Raw genomic sequence first — 19,239 nt, forward strand, 5'->3', positions numbered from 1 at the left:
TTCAGATTGCCCGGTGAGAGACAACCCGAAACACAACAGAAGGTAGGACCGTGGCAGCCAGCAAGGGAGCTCCCGACCTCTATTCACAGTTCCTCTCGTCCGCCCCCGGCGCATTCATCGCGTCGAAGGCAGGCCTGCCCAGGCCCGAGAACCTGCGTCGCTACAAAGCAGGGGAACCCGCACTCGCCGGACCTGTCCTCATCGGCGGCAAGGGCCGGCTCGCAGAACCACTGCGCGTACTGCTTTCCGATTACCCGGCAGCTCAGGCGCACGACAGCAGCTTCGGCGGACTCGTGTTCGACGCGACCGGAATCACTCAGGTCAGCGAACTGGAGCAGCTGTTCGAGTTCTTCCAGCCCGTGATCCGCAACCTCGCACCGTCGGCTCGCGTCGTCGTTCTCGGCACGACGCCGGAAGAAACCTCGAGCGTCGACGAGCATGTCGCTCAGCGCGCCCTCGAAGGCTTCACCCGTAGCGTAGGCAAGGAGATCAAGCGCGGCTCCACCGCTCAGCTGGTCTACGTCTCCCCCAAGGCGTCCACCGGACTCTCCGGCGTGGAATCGACTCTGCGCTTTCTCCTTTCGGCCAAGTCCGCCTTCGTCGACGGTCAGGTCATCGTGGTCGGTGCTGAAGATTCCGTCGCACCCACAAGCTGGGACAAGCCACTCGAAGGCAAGGTTGCCGTCGTTACCGGTGCAGCCCGCGGCATCGGTGCCACCATCGCTGAGGTGCTTGCCCGCGACGGCGCGCACGTCGTCTGCGCTGACATCCCGGCCGCCGGCGAAGCGCTGTCCGAGACCGCGAACAAGGTCGGCGGCACGTCCCTCGCTCTCGACGTCACGGCAGCCGACGCAGCCGAGGTCCTCGCAGCTCATCTCCTCGAGCGTCACGGCGGCGCGGACATCATCGTCCACAACGCAGGCATCACCCGCGACAAGACCCTCGCCAACATGGACGAGGGCCGCTGGAACATGGTCATGAACGTCAATCTTCTTGCACCACAGAAGATCACCGAGCACCTCGTCGAGAAGGGCGCCCTCAAGGAAGGCGGCCGCGTCGTCGACGTCTCCTCCATCGCCGGCATCGCGGGCAACCGCGGCCAGACCAACTACGGCACCTCCAAGGCCGGCGTCATCGGCCTCGTTCACGCCGAAGCTCCCGTCCTGGCCAAGAAGAACATCACCATCAACGCCGTCGCACCGGGCTTCATCGAGACTGCCATGACCGCAGCCATCCCCTTCGCCACCCGCGAAGCCGGCCGCCGCATGAGCTCCCTCCTGCAGGGCGGCGAGACCGTCGACGTCGCCGAGACCGTCGCATACTTCGCGAGCCCGGCCTCCAATGCCGTTACGGGACAGGTCGTTCGCGTCTGCGGCCAGAGCCTTCTGGGCGCATGATGGCAGCAAAGACCGTCGCGCTCACCGAGCAGCCGAAGACCCTCGACATCTACTCCCGCGCGGTCCTGGGATTGTTGCCGTGGAACAAGTCCAACACTCGCTCGGTGCCACAGCAGACCTTCACCCTCACCGGACTGAAGGTCGACACCGACAATCTGGCAGCGTACTGCCGTGTGACGGGACTGCGGTTCGGCGACACTCTGCCGATCACCTATCCCTTCACCTTGGCTTTCCCGACCGTGATGAAGCTGATGGTGTCGAAGGACTTCCCCTTCGCCGCCGTCGGTTCCGTTCACGCCGAGAACGTCATCGAATCGCTGCGGCCCATCTCCGTCAGCGAACCGCTGGACCTCTCGGTACACGCCGAAAACCTGCGTGAGCACCGCAAGGGCCTGCTGATCGACGTGGTCACCGAAATTCGGGTGGGACGCGAACTGGTCTGGCGACAGACCTCGAGCTTCCTCAACCAGCAGAAGACCTCGCTGTCCGGCCAGCCCGGACCGGAGCCCAAGGCCGACGAGGTTCCGCCGATGCCGATGAGCACCATCCGCGTCGACCAGACCACGATCAGCAAGTACGCCGCAGTCTCCGGCGACCGCAATCCGATCCACGTCTCCTCCCTGGGCGCCAAGGCTTTCGGTTTTCCGAAGACCATTGCTCACGGAATGTGGAGTGCCGCAGCCCTTCTGCGGACCATCGAGGGTTCCGTTGCGGACAACGTCACGTACAGCGTGCGTTTCGGCAAGCCGATTCTGCTACCGGCGACGCTGAATGCCTACGCCGACCGCACCGATGACGGCTGGGATCTGTCACTGCGTCACCCGAAGAAGGGTTACCCGCACGTCACTGCGACGCTGCGCTGACCCAGGACTGAACTGGTTGGGCTGGTGCGTTTCCGACCCCGCCCCGACAGTGTGAACGTATCGCTCCCCTTGTTCAACGAGGGGAGCGATACGTTCACGCGATGTGGTTTGGTTTGAGAGCTACTCGGACTTCTTCTTGCCCGACAGACCGCGCCACGCGAGGGATTCGAGTAGATCCGCTGCGGCATCCACTTCGATTTCCCCACCCGCCACTCGGTCGGCCACTGCCTCACCGGCGCCGACGAGCGCGATGGCAATGATCCCGTAATCATGCGCGGCATCAGGATCCTTGGTGCTGGACTCGAGCAGATGCGCGGTCAACTCGATCAACCGATCGCGACTGGACTGCACGGTTCCCGCAAATGCCTGCTGCCCGACGGCCTGACGGTAGAGCACCATCCACGACTTACGGTTTGCGCCCACGAACCCGAGGAAGCCCTCGAGAGCGGCGCGCAATTGTTCACGCGGAGTCAGGTTGGGCGCGCCGGCCGGGGCGAGGGCCTCGAGGAAGCGAAGTCCTTCACGATGAATGCACGCCGCGAACAGCTCTTCCTTCGAGCCGTAGTAGAGGTACAGCATCGGCTTCGAGATCTCGGCTTTTGCCGCGATGGTGTCCATCGAAGTTTCGTGAAACCCCCTGTCGGAGAACACGTCCACAGCTGCGTCGAGCATCTGCTGCTCACGCACTGCGCGTGGCAGTCGCTTGGTACCGCCGGCCATGCTTCCTCCAACCACAGGGTAAATGTCGATCTTACTCTACGGTAAGATTGTGCGTCGAATCGCAGCTTCGACTCAGCAGGTCACGGCACCTTTGGCCGCGGCAACCGTGACGACGGCCTGATCGACTCGCGCCTGCGGAAGCGCACCCGACGCGACGGCCTGCTCGAGATGGTCGAGAACCCGCGGTACGTCATCGGTGGTCAGCCACAATGCCTGATCGACTCCTGCCGCAAGTGCAGCCTGAACTGCGTCGGCAATATCGTATCGGTCGGTGATCGCCTGCATGCCGCTGAGGTCGTCGGTGAACACCGGACCGGTGAACGGCGCTGCGCCGTAACCCACTCCGTCGCGAAGCAACGCAACGGCGGCGGGGCTGATGCTGGCAGGCGTGCCGGGCTCGGTCAGACCGGGAACCTCGAGGTGACCCATCATGACGCCGACTCCGGTTCCCGACAGTTCACGGAAGGGAATCAGGTCCGACGCGATCAGATCCTGCAGCGGCGGCGTGGTCACCTCACCGCGGTGCGAGTCACCCGACGCGCTGCCGTGCCCGGGAAAGTGCTTGATCACCGGGAAGATTCCGGCGTCGCGCATGCCCTGCGCGTACGCACCGGCGTAGGCAACCACGGTCTGGGGGTCGTCGGAGTACGAGCGGTCACCGATCACGGAGTCGTCGGGTTGGCTGCTGACGTCGACGTCGGGCGCGTAGTTGACGGTGATCCCGAGATCCTTCAATCCGCGTCCACGCTCGAGCGCCATCTGGTACGTCTGTTCCACTGTCATGGTCTGCGCAGTTTCCCTGGCAGACGGATCGGGTCCGAGGATGTCCGCGACGCGCGAAACCCGTCCGCCTTCCTCGTCGATCGTCACCATCAGGGGCAACTTCGACGCCGAAGCAACCTGCGGCACTTCGCGATTGGTGAGCATCGACTGATCGGTCCAACTTCCGACGAAGATGCCGCCGATCTCCTCGTTCTGCACTATCGACAACGCGTCGTCGGTCCCGGTGACGCCGACGTTGAGCAGCTGGGCAAGTTTCTGACGCAGGGACAGCGAGGCAAGAAGGTCGCTACCGCACGACGCGGCGACGGGTGCGGAGCTCGATGCCGCAGGCGTCGACGTGATCTCGGTGCTGGTGCTGGTGGGGGCGCTCGAAACAGGATCAGCGGTCCCGTTTTCGCCTGAGCATCCCGCAACCAACCCTCCGCACAAAGCAATGGTCGTCGCAGCCTTCAGAAACTTGATCCGCATACCTCGACCGTAACGGACCCAGTACCCATACACTCCCTCACGGGCACATCGGGACGGTAGCCTGGAAGAGAACCGATTCCCCCCGCTGACGAGGAGGTCGTGATGCCACAAGGTCTGATGCTCATCGCGTACGACGGTTCCGACAACGCCAAGCGCGCCGTCAACTATGCGGGGCGTTTCCTCTCCGCCAATCGTGCTGTTCTCGTCACCGCCTGGGAGCCGATGGTTCGCCAGGCCGCTCGTATGTCCGGCCTGTCCGGGGTGATGCAACCGGAGTGGGTTCCCGACGACGACGTCGAGGACATCGCGTACACCGACGCCAAAGTCACCCTCGCCGAGGGCGTCGCGCTGGCTGAAGCCGCGGGCCTGACCGTCGAAGGTAGAAGCGCCGAGTGCCGCTCCGCGATCTGGTCTGCAATCGTCGAAACCGCAGACGAATTGGACGTCGACATCATCGTGACCGGCACCCGCGGTACGACGGGTTTGCGGTCGCTATTGCAGAGCAGCGTCGCGGATCATGTTCTGCGTCACAGTCATCGGCCGGTGTTGATCGTCCCTCCGGGGAAGTGACCTTCGCGCATTCCTGATCCGCGGCCGACTAGTGTCGAATGCACCATGGACGGTTTTGTTCTCTCGCGCCCCGATCACAGCGTTGTCACCCGCGGCGTACGACGCAGCTTCGGCAGCTCCGACGCGGCTGCCAACGCTTTGTCGGCAGGTTCGGCGAAGCTGATCGTCGGTGCTCTCCCTTTCGACCCGGCTGCCGCAACGGCGTTGTACGAGCCTGCCGAGGCAACGATCACGCCCAGGCCGTGGCAACCGGTTGATCCCCAGCCGCTGCCCACGACCCGGGTGGGCCGAGAGATCCCGTCGTCGTCGGAGCATCTCCGTCGGGTGGAAAAGTTGATCGGACGCCTCCGCAGTGGAGAGGTCGACAAAGTTGTCGCGGCTCGCACTGTGGAGCTTCGGACGCAGACCCCGATCTCCCCGGCTGCGCTCGCCGCACGCATGGCGGCGCTCAATCCCGTCGCCAACACCTTTGCCGTCGATCTCTCTGCGGCGGGAGCCGAATTCGAGGGCCACAGCCTGGTCGGCGCAACGCCCGAGGTGTTGGTCAGTCGACGCGGGCGCGTCGTGACGTGTCGCCCGTTGGCCGGGACCGCAAAGCGGTCCACCGACGCCGATCGAGACCGCGAGGCAGGCGAGAGCCTTCTGCATTCGACGAAGAACCTGGCCGAGCACGCCTTCGTGACCTCATGGATCCGCGAGATCCTGCAACCGATGTGCAGTGATTTGTCGGTACCGGCGATACCCGAGCTGACCAATACCCACGAGGTCTGGCACTTGGCCAGCCCGATCCGCGGCACGCTGCGAAACGACACAACTGCGCTCGACCTCGCTATCGCCCTGCATCCGACGCCGGCACTGTGCGGAACACCCACTGACGCGGCACTGAAAGTCATCCGCGAGACCGAGGAGCCACGCCGTTTCTACGGGGGCGCCGTCGGCTGGTGCGACGATGCCGGCGACGGAGATTGGGTGGTTGCCATCCGCTGCGCCGAGATCGGTGCAGACGGCCTCAGTGCCTGGGCCAGCGCGGGTGGCGGAATTGTCGCCGAATCGGACCCGCAGGACGAACTCGACGAGACATCCACGAAACTGCGCACTCTGTTGACCGCGCTTGGCGCCGAAACCCTCGACTGACCAGCACATCACGAGGGTAATCGTCCGGATTCTCGAGTGCGGGTGATACCTTGACCCGAGCAGTTCGTACGGGCCGGTAAGTCCGTCCGACCGCGAACGACCGACTAACGACCAATTGGGAGATCCGCGATGACGAAGTTCCTTGTCCCCGGTGTGGCCAGCGCTGTCATCGGTGCCGTTCTGGGTGCCGGCGTCATCTTCGGTGTCACGGCCGCCGCGTCGGACAACACTCGTCCCGAGATCGACCGCAGCGGAAACGCAGATTCTTCCGTGCTGAACCAGGTTGAGTACGGCAGCCGCTGAGAGCGCAGGCCTCGCGAGTTCCCGTTCTTCCGCCGACGCAGCGGTGTCTTCGGTAGACACCGCCCCGTCGGCCGAGCCCCTGTCGAAGCGGTGGCTGTTCGGCGCCTCCGTCGTAGCGTTTCTTCTCACTTTTCTGCAATCGCCGGGTCTGATCACCGCTGACACCAAGTACGACCTGACGCAGAATCCGTTCGGTTTCCTCGAACGCGCGTCGCATCAATGGAGTAGTCAGGCCCCGCTCGGCCAGGTTCAGAACCAGGCCTACGGATATTTCTTTCCGCACGGGCCGTTCTTCGCGCTCGGCGAGTTGGCGAACGTTCCGCCGTGGATCACCCAGCGCATCTGGTGGGCTCTGCTCCTGATCGCGGGTTTCTGGGGCATCATCCGAGTTGCCGAGGCTCTCGGCATCGGCAGCCGTAGTTCGCGCGTCATCGCAGCGGTCGCCTTCGTTCTTTCTCCCCGCGTACTGACCACGCTCGGCTCGATTTCCTCGGAAACCCTGCCGATGATGTTGGCGCCGTGGGTGTTGTTGCCGGTGGTTTTGGCCTTCGGCCCTGTGCGTGGAAAAGGAGTCCCTGGACTCCCTAACCACTCACGGGGGTTGAGGCGGTTGGCCGCACAATCCGCGCTCGCCGTCGCGCTCATGGGTTCGATCAATGCCGTCGCCACCGCCGCGGCATGCCTTGTCGCGATCATCTGGTGGCTCTCGCACAAACCCAACCGAACGTGGCTGACGTTCACCGCCTGGTGGGCCCTGTTCGTCGCACTCGGCACCCTGTGGTGGATCGTTCCGCTCCTGCTGCTCGGCAAGATCAGCCCGCCGTTCCTCGACTACATCGAGTCCGCCGGTGTCACCACTCAGTGGGCATCGCTCGCCGAGATACTTCGCGGCACGGACAGTTGGACCCCGTTCGTCTCCCCCGAACGCATTGCCGGCGCCGTCCTGGTCACCCAACCCGCAGCAGTCGTCGCCACCGGCCTGGTTGCCGCCGCCGGCCTCGCCGGGCTCTGCATGCGGTCCATGCCTGCTCGCGGCCGGCTGACGCTCATCCTGTTCGTCGGTATCACCGGCCTGGCCGCGGGTTACGTGGGTGAACTCAGCTCGCCGGTGTCGGAGTCGGTGCGACTGTTCCTCGACTCGGCGGGCGCGCCGCTGCGCAACGTCCACAAGCTCGAGCCGTTGGTCCGTCTGCCGCTGGTGCTCGGACTCGCACATCTACTCGCCAAAGTGCCGCTGCCGGGATCGGTTCCGCTCACCCGATGGCGACGCGCGTTCGCCCATCCCGAGCGCGAACCGATGGTCGCACTGACCAGCCTGATCCTTGTCGCCCTCACCCTCTCCACCGCCTTGGCCTGGACGGGAAAGCTCGCTCCCCGCGGTGCGTATCCGGACGTCCCCTCGTACTGGAACGAAGCAGCGCAGTGGCTCGAGGACAACACCTCCCCCGGATCGGAAGCCGAACGTGCTCTGGTTGTCCCGGGAGCACCGTTCGGCAGCCAGGTCTGGGGCCTGACGCGTGACGAGCCGCTTCAGGCATTGGCGAGTACGCCGTGGGCAGTGCGTGATTCGGTCCCGCTGACCCCGCCCGGCGCGATTCGCGCGCTCGATTCGGTGCAACGTCTGATCGCCGACGGACGCCCGTCGGACGGACTCGCGCAGACCTTGCTCGGGCAAGGCATCCACTACCTGGTGATGCGCAACGACCTCGACGGCGAAACGTCGCGCTCAGCCAGGCCGATTCTCGTGCATCAAGCGGTCGAAGGCTCTCCTGGAATCGAACGAGTCGCGCACTTCGGTGAGGACAACAGCCCCGAACCGATCGAAGGGCTGGTCGCAGACAGCGATTTGCGCCCCGGCTATCCCGCCATCGAGATCTTCGAGGTCACCCCGCCGGACGGCACCTCGGCGGTCAGTGGACCGTACTCCGTAGCCCTGAACCAGGTTCCGCGCGTTCAAGGCGGGCCGGAATCGACTGTGCGCCTTCACGAAAGCGGACTGGTTCCGGGGACCGGGCCGATGATCCTGGCGGCCGACGCCGAAGCTGCGGGACTGCCGGTCGATTCGGTCACCGTCACCGACACCCCACGCGATCGAGAAACCGATTTCGGTCAGGTCGACAACCACAGTTCCGCGCTACGCACCCCCGACGACGCTCGTCGCACCTACAACTTGGTGCCCGACTATCCGGTTGCGAACACACCTCTCGTGGAAGGCCGCTGGAGCGGCGCTTCGATCACCGTTTCCAGTGCTGCCTCCGATGCCACCCAGCTGGGCGGCACTTCACCGTCGAGCAGTCCCGCATCGACGGTCGACGGCGATCCGGCCACCGGTTGGTTCAGCAACGGCATCGAACGCGCACTGGGTCAGTGGTTGCAGATCGACTTCGACGCACCGATTTCCAGTGGCCTGCTCCACCTGACCACCAGTGCCGCTGCAATCGGCGCCCCCGTGAAATGGCTCGAGGTCTCGACACCGAACGGCAGCACGGCGGTGAAGGTGGAGCGTCCGGGCGAGCCCATCACCGTCTCGATTCCGGGCGGAAATACGCCGTGGGTGCGCGTCACGGCGACTCACACCGAAAACGGTTCACCCGGAACACAGTTCGGCATCAGCGAACTCTCCGTCGAGGATTTCTCCGACCGCAATGCGCCGAAGACCGTACCGATCCGTTTCGACACGGTCCTGCCGAGTACGCCGTCGGGCGCATCCGTGAACGCCTGGAATCTGAGCCAGGAGTTCCCCGGCCGCAATGCGTGCGCGGACTCGACGGACCGCGTGCGATGCAGCAATGCGTTCATGGCGATACCCGAAGAGCCCAGCCGTTTCCAGCGCACGCTCTCGGTTCCCGAAAACACCGTGGTTACACCGGAACTGACTGTCCGAGCGCGTCAAGGAAACGCCCTCGAGGACCTCCTTTCCGTCCCCGGCCGAATCACGGCTTCGGGTTCGAGCGACATCGGCGACACCCGCGGATCTGCCTTCGCTGCCACGGACGGCGACGCACGCACCACGTGGTCGGCGCCGCAGCGCACCACCGAACCCGGCGGCCCGAAACCGACTCTGACACTGACTCTCCCCGAGCCAACTCTGGTCACCGGTCTGGACATCACGCGAGGGCTCGGCACCCTCCCGTCGCTGCCGACCAGCGTCGCAGTGAACCTCGGCAACGGCCCGCAGGTCCGAGACCTCGAAACACCTCAGACCAGTCGAGTTCTCCTCTCCCCCTATGTCACCGACAAGATCGTCCTGAGTGTCACAGATTGGGAACCCGTCCTCGATCAAACGGCACTCGGCTTCGCCCAGGCGCAGCCCACCGGCCTCGCCGAGGTCGGTGTCATCGGCGCCGACGGAACCCCGATCGCCGATTCCGGAGTGCAGGGCTCGGACTCATTCGACAACCGCACCGTCACCGTCCCGTGTGGCGACGGCCCGACCATTTCGGTTGCCGGACAGCAATTTCCCACCTCGATCACGGCGACGGCGGCGCAACTCCGGACCGGCGCACCCGTCGAGGCACGTGTGTGCGGTCTGGACGCGTCGACGCCCCTGCCTGCTGGACAGCCCGAGGTGGTCGTCGAACCCGGCCCGGCGTTCTCGGTCGACAACCTCGACCTGACGGCGGTCGGTCCTTCAGCCGCGCAACGGAATACACCGCTCGAATCGAGCGCGTGGACAGCGAATCACCGCGAACTCACCGTCACGAACTCGTCCACCGATCAGCTGATCGTCAATCCCGAGAGCACCAGCATCGGCTGGATCGCCACGGCGCCGGACGGTTCCGAACTGACGCCGGTGGTCGTGAACGGATGGCAGCAGGGCTGGATCGTGCCGGCAGGCACCGCGGGAACCGTCACCATCGACTTCCCCAGTGACCGTTGGTACCGCCTCGGCATCTTCGGCGGACTCGTGTTGCTGATCCCGCTGCTGTTCGCAGCTTTTGTCCCCGCTCGCCGAGAGTCCAAGCCCCTCCCACCGCCCCGACCGTGGCGCAGCGTCGCGGCGGGATGGGTGGGCGTACTCGCGGCGGCCACCGTCATCGGCGGCGGAGTGGGAGCGGCGATCGCAGTTGTGTGCTCGATCCTCGGGCTCGCCGCGCTGCGATTCTTCGGCCCGGCTCGAACCGCACGCATCCTGGTCGGCACTGCCGGCGTGGCTGCGATGATCGGCATCACGCTGCTCTCGACGGGACCGTGGCGGGCACCGGGCGGCTATGTGGGCGACTCGTTCGCGATTCAGTTCTCGATGTTGGTGGCCTTGGTCGTGACCGGGTTGGCCGCGTTGCCCTTTGCCGGTTCACCAATGTGGCGACGCTTCTCCCAGCGCGTCACCGCGACGCGCGCCGGTTCCTCCACCAACGCGTAACTGGCCGAGGCCACAGCGACGCTCAGGACGACCGTGAGGGCCAGGACGTAGAAGAAGCTGCCCGAGAACGGAACTATGCCGAACACGGGGAACACAGCGTTCAGTACGGCCAGGTGCCAGATGAACAGGCCGTAGGACCAACGTCCAATTGCCAGCGCCAAGGGACTGGCCAGGAATCGATGCTGCGATTGATCGCGCAGAACCAGTGGCGCGATCAACGAGAAGCTGATGATCGCGCCGAGAGCAATCTTGATCGCGTACTGCCACGGCTCCGGCCGCACCAGACCTTCGGGCCCGGCCAGATCGGTGCACGAGAGAACGAAGGCGACCAAGGCAAAAAAGGTCAGGAGTACCCGACGGTGCGCGAGGCGATGCACCCACGTCGACGGGCCAACTGCCAGCTCGGCCAGGATCATGCCGGCGCCGAACCACGGCAGGTAGCCGGGCAGCCAGTTGTCGTGGTGGATGGCGTCCGGCGTCGGAATCGGAATGAATGCCCACGTCAAGGCCAAGACAGACACCCCGAGCAGAAGCGGCAGCCGGAACCGGGCCGAGTTGCCACGGAGTCGCGCCATCAGGAAGGCGAACAACGGCAGCAGGAGGTAGAACGCCACCTCGACCGACAGGCTCCACATCTGCGTGAGTCCCTCGGTGAGTGTCAACGGCACGAATACCTGCGCCAACCCGAGATTCGCCAGCCACACTTGGTAGCCCCCGCCCGCGCCGGGCAGGAACAGCAGGATCAGGACCACTGCCACCCAGTACGCCGGCAGAATACGCGTCGCGCGGGAGATCCAGTACCGGACGGTCGACTGTGGCTGCCCGATTCCGCGAGCCTTTGCCGCGTGGGGGCGCCACAGCAGAAATCCGGACAAGGCAAAGAACACCGCTACCGCGAGATCGAGTCGGCCGAACGCGCGCCCGATCGCACCGGACTGAGCTTCACCTGTCTGGAACGCGACATGGGTGACGAGGACGCCGAGCGCGGCCAATCCACGCATACCGTCCAAAGCTGGAACGAAGCCCCGAGCCTGTGGCGGGACCGTCTGAGAGGAATTCGTGGAACTGATCATCACGGATAAGTGTGCACCCCAGGCCGATTGAGGGAAACCACCAGGGACTCGTAACAAAATGCCTGGCCAATTCATGCCCTCATGCGACAAACCGGGCCGGTGGACTGTTAGTGTTCTGCCACACATGGTGTCCATCGGGGGCCCCATGCGATCTGCGCAGCTCATATTGTGCCGGTTGGGGAACCTCGAAAGACTTAACGGGTTAGGAGTCACAGCATGGCGGAACGCTCAGGGCCGAGCCGGATACTTCCTTGCATTCTGGTGGGCCTCGGTGCCTTCCTTTTGGCCATCGCCATCCTCATTCCTACCTACACGGTAGGCAAGCTGGAGAAGACGCCACTCGACCTCGAGGTGACCACCGTCGCCACGGGCACCGGTAGCGTCCTCAACTCGGCGGCCCTCCTCGGCGGTAAGGCACAGGTCGACACCAACGTGCCGATCGTCGCTCAGCGCTATGTCACCACGCAGGACCCGTCCGACGCCGACATCATCACCGTCGAAGCCGGCCAGACGGTCCGTCGTACCGACAAGCAGGGCGACACCGGGCTGCTGACCGCAACCCTGGACCGCGTCACGCTCGATCGCGTCAGCTCGATGCCGACCAACGATCCGGTCGGAACCGTCCAGACGTCCAGCGACCAGCCCGCCGAAGAAGTTTCCCGCGACGGTCTGCAGTACAAGTTCCCGTTCAACACGGAACAGAAGAGCTACCCCTACTTCGACCTGAACGCTCGCGCCACGAAGGACATCGACTTCGTCGAAGAGACCGAGATCAACGGTCTGAAGGTGTACCACTTCCAGCAGACGATCGATCCCGTCGACCTGTCGAAGGTCGTCAACTCCCCCACCAACAAGCTGAGCCTGCCCGCCGACACCTGGGGCGTTCCCGGTGGCGCTACTCCGATCACGATGACGCGTTGGTACACCAACGTCCGTGACCTGTGGGTCGAGCCCAAGACCGGCGTTGTCGTCAAGGGCCAGGAGCAGTTGCACCAGTACTACGGACGCAACAAGGATGCCGTCGACGTCGAGGTTCTCAAGGTCACCCTGCCCTTCGACGAAGCGACCATCGAGTACCAGGTCCAGCAGGCACGTGACGGCATGGACAAGCTCTCGCTGTTCGGCCGGACCGTCCCGATCGTGGCAGGTGTCCTCGGCGTCATCGCACTGATCGCCGGTATCTTCCTCGGCCTTCGCGGCGGCAAGGGCGGAACTCCGGCCCGCGCTGCACACGGCGGAACGAACCAGAATCCCAGCGGCCAGGGCTCGCCCGAGCCGGCTCCGGGTGAGCACGACTGGACCTCGGACGACACTCAGGTGATCCCGCGTCCGGATCTGCGCAAGGACTGATTCAGACAGTAAGTAGAGCGCCCCTTCCACACGGAAGGGGCGCTCTACTGCGTTTCGGGATGTTGTTGCCGGATCGGCGTACGGATTGGCGCGACGGATGGTTCCCTCCGCACGGTCACGGGCTTAGCGTTTTCTGGAAGTCCAGATCACCCCGAACACGAGGAGCCACATGCCCGCATCAACAGTTCTGGGGTCGCACATCTGTGTCAGCGATCTGACGCGGCGGAGATTCGTGGTCGGTACGGCAGCATTCTCCGGGCTGTTCGCCGCCGGTTGCGCACGATCCGCCGGGACCGAGAGCGATGCGTCCGGGATGCGCACGGTCACGACCTCTCTCGGAACCTACGACATTCCGCTCACCCCGAAGCGCGTCGTCGCTATCGACTCCCGACTCGACCTCGAACCGGCCGTCGCGATGGGCCTACCGGTCATCGCCTACAGCTTCGACGCCGCCGAGCCGTGGGTTCCCGCTGATCCCACGGCGCAAGTATTCGAAGCACCGGTCAACGTCGAGGCAATTCTCGCGCTGGAACCGGACCTGATCATCTGCACCGACATCGGTGAGGCCTCAGACATGTGGCCGCTGCAGCAGTTGAGCCAGACAGCGCCGGTGCTTCCGATGGACTTCACGCGCCCTTGGCGCGAGAACATCGATCAGTTGGCGAGTTGGCTGGGGCGCACCGAGAACCCCGACGTCCGTCAGGTCATCGGAGCGTACGAGGACAAAGCAGCCGGATTGAAGGAACGCCACGCCCAGAGCCTGGCGAGCAAGCAGATCGTGCTGCTGAACTACGTGAACCAGAAGGTCAACGGCGTCAATCGCAAGGGCATCTCCACGCAGGTTGCCGAAGACCTCGGCGTGCAACTCCAGTGGCCGGTCGAGGGACAGAAGGAGATCTCCACCGAAAATCTGGTGACTGCTCTCGACTCTGCCGACGGAATGATCGTCACCACCGCGCCCGGCGTGGATCCCGTCACCGACGACCGCGCGATGTGGAACCGTATCCGCGCAGTTCAAGGCGACAACGTCGTCTACACGGGTGGCAACATCAACTACGGATCCGTCTACACCGCGATGCGCACGCTCGACTACTTCGACGATCTGTTCACGCGTCTGGAGAACTGACGCCGCTGCGAGGTGCCGGCCGGGCGCGGTCGGCACTTCGCACCGCGGCGACGGACACCGCCAACGCCGTCGTCGACGCAACCACGACGGCGACGCCGATCAACTCTCCCGGAGTCTTCGCCCACACCAGCATGACCGTCGCCTCCACAGCCAGCCCTGCCCATGCCAGAAGGGCCACTCGTGTGCGTTCTGACGCGATTGCGGACAGCAAAGCACCCTGGAGTACCGCCAGCGCTGCACCGTGCAAGGCGAAGGCCCACAGCATCGGAGCCACGGCGGCGTACGCGTCGCCCACGAGCATCGGCACCAGTGGGCCGGCAACCGCCGCCCCCAGAACCAAGACGGCGCCGATACCGACGAGCACCGCCAGAGCCGAGCGAACCGCCTGCGCCGAGTGCGCCGGGTTCGCCATCTTCGGGTACAGCACGACGCCCACTGCCTGCGGCAGCCAGAACGCGACCTTCGTCGCGACGGCGCCCAGTGCGTAGACACCGGCGTCGTATTCACTGAGGACGACGCGGACGATCAGCAGGTCCAGCGAGGACAACGCGATAAGCGCGAGCTGAACCTGCGACGCCGCGAGCACGGAGACGACGCCGATACGCACCGGCCGGTCCTCGCTCACCGAGACGGTTCGGTCGACCACGCGAACTATCGCCACCAGCAACGCGGTTCCGGCCGCGCCCGCGACCAATGCCGCGCCTGCCCCACCGCCGAAAGCCAGAACGATCACTGCCGGAAGGACTTTCATCACCCCGGCCCCGGCCAGTACGGCACTGAGAGTGCCGAATCGACCGTGTCCCTGCAACAACCCCTGCTCCGTGGCCAACAGAACCAACATGGGCGCGGTCACCAATGCCGAGAACGACGCCACGATTCCGGTGTCCAGCAGCCACGCCATCGCCGGAGTGAGCGCCACCGCGAGGACGGCGACGATCGCGGTGCATCGATACCCCAACGACCGCAACGCATCTGTGCTCTTGCCACGCACCGCCTCGCGGGCGACCACCGTCTGCAACGCCAATGCCGGAACCGCAAGCACCAACTGGGCGGCAAGCAGACTCGCGAATTCTCCGTAGCCGACCGGCCCCAACCATCGACTGGCCAACCATGCCAGCAGGTACGACGCGACATTGGCCGTCATCGATCCCACCAAAACCATGCCGACCCCGGCCGCGGCGGCGCGATCGAGTGGTTGGCGAGGCATGGCAGTAATGATGCACCACGTATCGTGCGCGTCATGACAGTGCAAGCCGGATACCGCCGTTACCTGCCTGCGGCGTACAGCCTGGCGCTGGCACTGTTGATCCTCGGACCGCTGCTCGGCCCCGGCTACCTCCTGCTGCGCGACGCCGTCAGCACGCCGCGCTCGTACCTGACCGACTCCGCCCTCGGACTCACCGACGCCGCAGCCCGCGCTGTTCCCCAGGACGCGCTGATCGCAGCATTGAGCACCGTGATCGACGGCGGACTGGTGGTCAAGTTCATCCTGCTCGCGGCGCTCTGGCTCGCCGGTTGGGGTGCGGCGCGCATGGTCGCCGTTCTGCTGCCGACTGCCGGTCTCGGTCCACAACTCGTCGCGTCGACGGTGATGCTCTGGAACCCGTATGTGGCCGAGCGCCTGCTGCAAGGACATTGGAGTCTGCTGACCGGATATGCCGCGCTGCCGTGGATCGTGTGTGCCGGAATCGGAGTTCGCCGAGCAACGCCCGGATCGTGGTGGGCGTTGGCCGCGTCACTGGCATTCGCGGGCCTGACACCGACCGGCGCTCTGCTCGCTCTGGCGGCTGCCTTGGTGGTAGTTGCCTCCCCAGGAGGGCGCACCTCCGCTCCGAGGCGTATCTGCGGCACTATCGGGCTCTTCCTCGTCACAGCCTCGCCGTGGTTGGTCGCCACCTTCGTATCCGGAGCAGCAGGCGACGGTTCCGATCCAACAGGAGTCGCGGCCTTTGCCGCCCGAGCGGAACCCGGACTCGCGACGCTCGGCAGCCTCGCCGGTCTCGGCGGTATCTGGAACTCGGCAGCGATACCGTCCACGCGCACAACACTCTTCGCATTGATCGGAACACTTCTTCTGCTTGTCGTGGTGTTCGCCGGTGTGCCCGCTCTGTGGCGACGACGCCGAAACCCCGTTGTCAGCGGACTCGGCGCGCTGGCCCTGTTTGCGGTGCTGGCTCCGACCCTGGGCGCCACCCCGTGGGGACTCGACGTCGGCCGATGGTCGGTCGAGGTGTTCACCGGCGCCGGTCTGCTGCGTGACGCGCAGAAGTGGGTCGCGCTGGCCGTCCCGTTCTACGCACTCGCTGCCGCCGCCGCGGTGATGTGGGCAGGCAATCGGTTCACTGTTCCCCGCCCGGCATTCTCGATCGCCGCCGTCGTGGTGACGATCGTGGCGCTGCCGGATCTGGTGTGGGGCGTCGGCGGCGCGTTGAAACCCGTGCACTATCCCGGGTCCTGGACCGTGGTGGCCGAGCAACTGCGAGACGAAACCGGTGACGTTGCAGTGCTTCCCGCCGGAATGTTCCGCGCGTTCCCCTACAGCGGTGATGCGCCGGTACTCGACCCTGCACCACGCTTCCTGCCCCTCGACGTTCTGCAGACCGGCCAACTGGTGGTTGCCGGTGGTGCGGTCGGCGGCGAGGGGACTCGGGCAACTCGGGTCGAGGACCTACTGCTGGCCGGCGGAAGTCCTACGCAGTTGGCCGATCTCGGAGTCGGATGGGTACTGATCGAGCGCGGGACACCAGGTCAACTCGGCAACTCGGCAACCACGCTCGACGGATTGGAGCAGATCTTCGCCGACGACGATCTCGAGCTCTACCGAGTACCGGGAGACGTTGCCACACAGGAAGCCTCGACCGGCGCCCGAACTGCCGTCATAGTCGCGCATCTCGCGTGGATACTGATGGGCGTGATCGCGCTGATCTCAGTCGGACTGAACCAGAACCGAATTCGACTCGCGCGGCGCGGCCAGTCCTGAGACCCACCGGCCGTCCTTGTGCGCAGACAGCACCTCGAGGACTCCGGTGCCGGTCTGTTCCCAGGAGAACTCGCCGGACCACACGCGAGCTTTCTCACCGAGCACCGTGCGGAGTTCGTGGTCGCGGAGCAGGGTGCCGGCAGCCTGCGTCAGATCAGCGATGTCACCGTCGCCGGCATGCTCGCCACCGACCAGAAGCCCGGTCACTCCGTCGACGATCGAATCGGTCAGGCCCTTGGAACTGCGGTAGCCGATCGTCGGAACACCGTGCTGCGCAGCCTCGATGACCGCAAGGCCCCATCCTTCTTTTCGCGAAGGCATGAGATGAATCCACGACTGCGCCAGTAGTTCATGTTTGCGAGCCTCGTCAACGTGACCGTAGAACGAGACGGCGTCACCGATCCCCAACTCGGCGGCGCGATCACGCAGGTTCTGCTCCCACCAACCACCACCGATGACGTCGAGATGGATGTCAGGAAGCGTCGGCCGCAGCGCCGCGACAGCTTCGAGTGCGTCCTCGATCTGCTTGTGCGGCACCAGCCGTGAGAGAACCGAAATGGTGGGACGCTCGGCCCTGGTGATGGATCCACCCGCGTCGACGCCGACGGGAAGCCGATCGGCACCGTTGCGCACCACGGCAATTCGTTCGCGCTCGACACCGAGGTCCACCAATTCTTCCGCCGAGGGAAGCGACACCGTCAGGTACTGACTACGCCGATGGGTGCGCGGTGACAATCGCGATTCGACCCACCAGCCGATCCGACCGACGAGCTTGCCTGCCACCGGCCACTGTTCACGATGGCAGTGATGGACGAGAAGCGTGACCGGCGCACCCGCCACGGTTTTCGAGAAGAAGGGAATGCCGTTCTGGGTGTCGATCACCGCGTCGGGGCGAATGCCCTTCAGCGATCCGAAACCCAGACGCCCAGCGGCAATGGCAGCCAGAGCGCGGGGATACACGCTGAAACGTCCACCCGCTCGGCTGATGGTGATGCCGTCACGAACCTCCGACGCGGGCGCTCCGGGATACGACGCCGTCCGCAGCGTCACCTTGATGCCGCGCTCGGCCAACTGGGATCCGACCTGCTCGAGGTAACGCTCGCTTCCACCGCCCTGGGGATGCCCGGTATCGCGCCAGCAGAGCAACAGAACCTCGCGCACGTGCGTTACTCCCTGAGTTGGTCGGTGACCACCACGATTCGGGCGATCCTGCGGGATGCCCCGCCTGACCGGCCGGTAACCCTGCCGAACACCCTAACTGTTCGAGCGTCCGTATTGCCGCGCTCGTGACGGTGTTCGTGGACCGGGCGCCCCAGTGGCTAAAGTTGCTACCCGTGACCAAGCCCGCAGTGACCCGCATTTTCGGCCGACGGGCAACCCTGAAACGCTCGTTCGGCCTGCTCAGCGACTTCCGCCACGAGCAGACCGCACCCGACATCTTCTACGGTGCGCTCGCACGCGACTCCGTCGAATTGATCTCGGACCTGCACGAAGGTCACGCCGGGCGCTCCCTCGACGGTCTCACCGTCCTCGACGTGGGCGGCGGGCCGGGCTATTTCGCGGAGGTCTTTCAGGCCGCCGGCGCCCGCTACATTCCCGTCGAACCCGATCCCTCGGAGATGCACGCGGCAGGTCTGACGGTAGGAGGGGCGGTGCGTGGATCCGGTTTGGCTCTGCCGTTCCTGGACTCGTCCGTGGACATCTGCTTCTCCTCCAATGTCGCCGAACATGTCAGTGAGCCGTGGCTGATGGCCGAGGAAATGCTGCGCGTGACCAAACCCGGCGGCTTGATGGTTCTCTCGTACACCCTGTGGTGGGGTCCGTTCGGCGGCCACGAAACCGGGCCGTGGCACGCGCTGGGCGGCGAGTACGCGGCCAAGCGGTACCTCCGCAAAACCGGACGCGAACCGAAGAACAGATTCGGGGTGTCGTTGTTCAAAGTCGGCGCCACCGACGGCCTACGCTGGGCCCGTGGAACCAGCCAGGGAACATTGCTCGCCGCGATCCCGCGCTACCACCCGTCGTGGGCGTGGTGGATGGTCCGAGTCCCCGGCCTGCGGGAGTTCCTGGTGAGCAACCTCGTCGTGGTTCTCGAAAAGCGATAGCGGC

At 65.1% G+C, this 19,239-nt stretch carries 14 protein-coding genes and 1 pseudogene; 10 read left to right on the plus strand and 5 right to left on the minus strand.

Annotated elements, in window-relative coordinates:
* The first annotated feature begins 50 nt into the window (after positions 1-50).
* Both ACWF6P_RS15010 and ACWF6P_RS15015 read left to right on the plus strand, forming a co-directional pair.
* Positions 51-1,397 carry a 3-oxoacyl-ACP reductase gene (locus tag ACWF6P_RS15010; RefSeq protein WP_007734554.1) on the plus strand — a complete coding sequence of 449 codons (1,347 nt, stop codon included), beginning with the start codon at positions 51-53 and terminating at the stop codon, positions 1,395-1,397.
* Entirely contained in the window at positions 1,397-2,260 is an 864-nt protein-coding gene (locus ACWF6P_RS15015; protein WP_452621625.1) for a MaoC/PaaZ C-terminal domain-containing protein, read from the plus strand. Before ACWF6P_RS15010 ends, ACWF6P_RS15015 begins: the two co-directional genes overlap by 1 nt.
* Before the next feature lie 120 nt (positions 2,261-2,380).
* Here the strand turns inward: ACWF6P_RS15015 and ACWF6P_RS15020 are convergent, their stop codons facing one another.
* Positions 2,381-2,980 carry a TetR/AcrR family transcriptional regulator gene (locus ACWF6P_RS15020; RefSeq protein WP_003945885.1) on the minus strand — a complete coding sequence of 200 codons (600 nt, stop codon included), beginning with the start codon at positions 2,978-2,980 and terminating at the stop codon, positions 2,381-2,383.
* Positions 2,981-3,052: 72 nt separating this feature from the next.
* Entirely contained in the window at positions 3,053-4,231 is a 1,179-nt protein-coding gene (locus tag ACWF6P_RS15025; RefSeq protein WP_378448787.1) for a glycoside hydrolase family 3 N-terminal domain-containing protein, read from the minus strand.
* Positions 4,232-4,333: 102 nt separating this feature from the next.
* Here ACWF6P_RS15025 and ACWF6P_RS15030 point away from each other — a divergent pair, with 102 nt between their 5' ends.
* The 4 genes from ACWF6P_RS15030 to ACWF6P_RS15045 all read left to right on the plus strand — a co-directional run bounded on the left by ACWF6P_RS15030 (position 4,334) and on the right by ACWF6P_RS15045 (position 10,601).
* Complete coding sequence (locus tag ACWF6P_RS15030) at positions 4,334-4,801, plus strand: universal stress protein (RefSeq protein ID WP_230815001.1); 468 nt, start codon at positions 4,334-4,336, stop codon at positions 4,799-4,801.
* 45 nt (positions 4,802-4,846) lie between these two features.
* Positions 4,847-5,935: an isochorismate synthase gene (locus tag ACWF6P_RS15035; protein ID WP_452621508.1), complete on the plus strand. Its 1,089-nt coding sequence runs from the start codon at positions 4,847-4,849 to the stop codon at positions 5,933-5,935.
* A gap of 129 nt (positions 5,936-6,064) precedes the next feature.
* A complete protein-coding gene (locus ACWF6P_RS15040; RefSeq protein ID WP_003945488.1) occupies positions 6,065-6,238 on the plus strand; it encodes a DUF2613 domain-containing protein in 174 nt (57 codons plus the stop codon).
* 43 nt (positions 6,239-6,281) lie between these two features.
* On the plus strand, positions 6,282-10,601 hold the full coding sequence (locus ACWF6P_RS15045) for an alpha-(1->3)-arabinofuranosyltransferase domain-containing protein (protein ID WP_452621509.1): 4,320 nt from the start codon (positions 6,282-6,284) through the stop codon (positions 10,599-10,601).
* A 23-nt stretch (positions 10,602-10,624) separates the two neighbouring features.
* Here the strand turns inward: ACWF6P_RS15045 and ACWF6P_RS15050 are convergent.
* A pseudogene (locus ACWF6P_RS15050) lies at positions 10,625-11,839 on the minus strand (acyltransferase family protein); the annotation flags it as partial.
* A gap of 51 nt (positions 11,840-11,890) precedes the next feature.
* Here ACWF6P_RS15050 and ACWF6P_RS15055 point away from each other — a divergent pair.
* Positions 11,891-13,024 carry a DUF3068 domain-containing protein gene (locus ACWF6P_RS15055; protein WP_019747133.1) on the plus strand — a complete coding sequence of 378 codons (1,134 nt, stop codon included), beginning with the start codon at positions 11,891-11,893 and terminating at the stop codon, positions 13,022-13,024.
* A 169-nt stretch (positions 13,025-13,193) separates the two neighbouring features.
* Positions 13,194-14,150 carry an ABC transporter substrate-binding protein gene (locus tag ACWF6P_RS15060; protein WP_452621510.1) on the plus strand — a complete coding sequence of 319 codons (957 nt, stop codon included), beginning with the start codon at positions 13,194-13,196 and terminating at the stop codon, positions 14,148-14,150.
* Here ACWF6P_RS15060 and ACWF6P_RS15065 read toward each other — a convergent pair.
* Positions 14,131-15,357 (minus strand): lipopolysaccharide biosynthesis protein, encoded by a 1,227-nt coding sequence (locus tag ACWF6P_RS15065; RefSeq protein ID WP_452621511.1) that lies wholly within the window; start codon positions 15,355-15,357, stop codon positions 14,131-14,133. The two genes, ACWF6P_RS15060 and ACWF6P_RS15065, sit on opposite strands and share 20 nt — an antisense overlap.
* A 33-nt stretch (positions 15,358-15,390) precedes the next feature.
* Between ACWF6P_RS15065 and ACWF6P_RS15070 the strand changes: the two genes are divergently transcribed.
* Positions 15,391-17,130, plus strand: a complete 1,740-nt coding sequence (locus tag ACWF6P_RS15070; protein WP_452621512.1) for a hypothetical protein — start codon at positions 15,391-15,393, stop codon at positions 17,128-17,130.
* Here ACWF6P_RS15070 and ACWF6P_RS15075 read toward each other — a convergent pair.
* Entirely contained in the window at positions 17,077-18,291 is a 1,215-nt protein-coding gene (locus ACWF6P_RS15075; protein ID WP_378634826.1) for a glycosyltransferase family 4 protein, read from the minus strand. The two genes, ACWF6P_RS15070 and ACWF6P_RS15075, sit on opposite strands and share 54 nt — an antisense overlap.
* Positions 18,292-18,464: 173 nt before the next feature.
* Between ACWF6P_RS15075 and ACWF6P_RS15080 the strand changes: the two genes are divergently transcribed.
* Positions 18,465-19,235, plus strand: a complete 771-nt coding sequence (locus ACWF6P_RS15080; RefSeq protein WP_452621513.1) for a class I SAM-dependent methyltransferase — start codon at positions 18,465-18,467, stop codon at positions 19,233-19,235.
* Positions 19,236-19,239 lie beyond the last annotated feature (4 nt).

It is taken from the genome of Rhodococcus sp. NPDC055024, assembly GCF_053608585.1.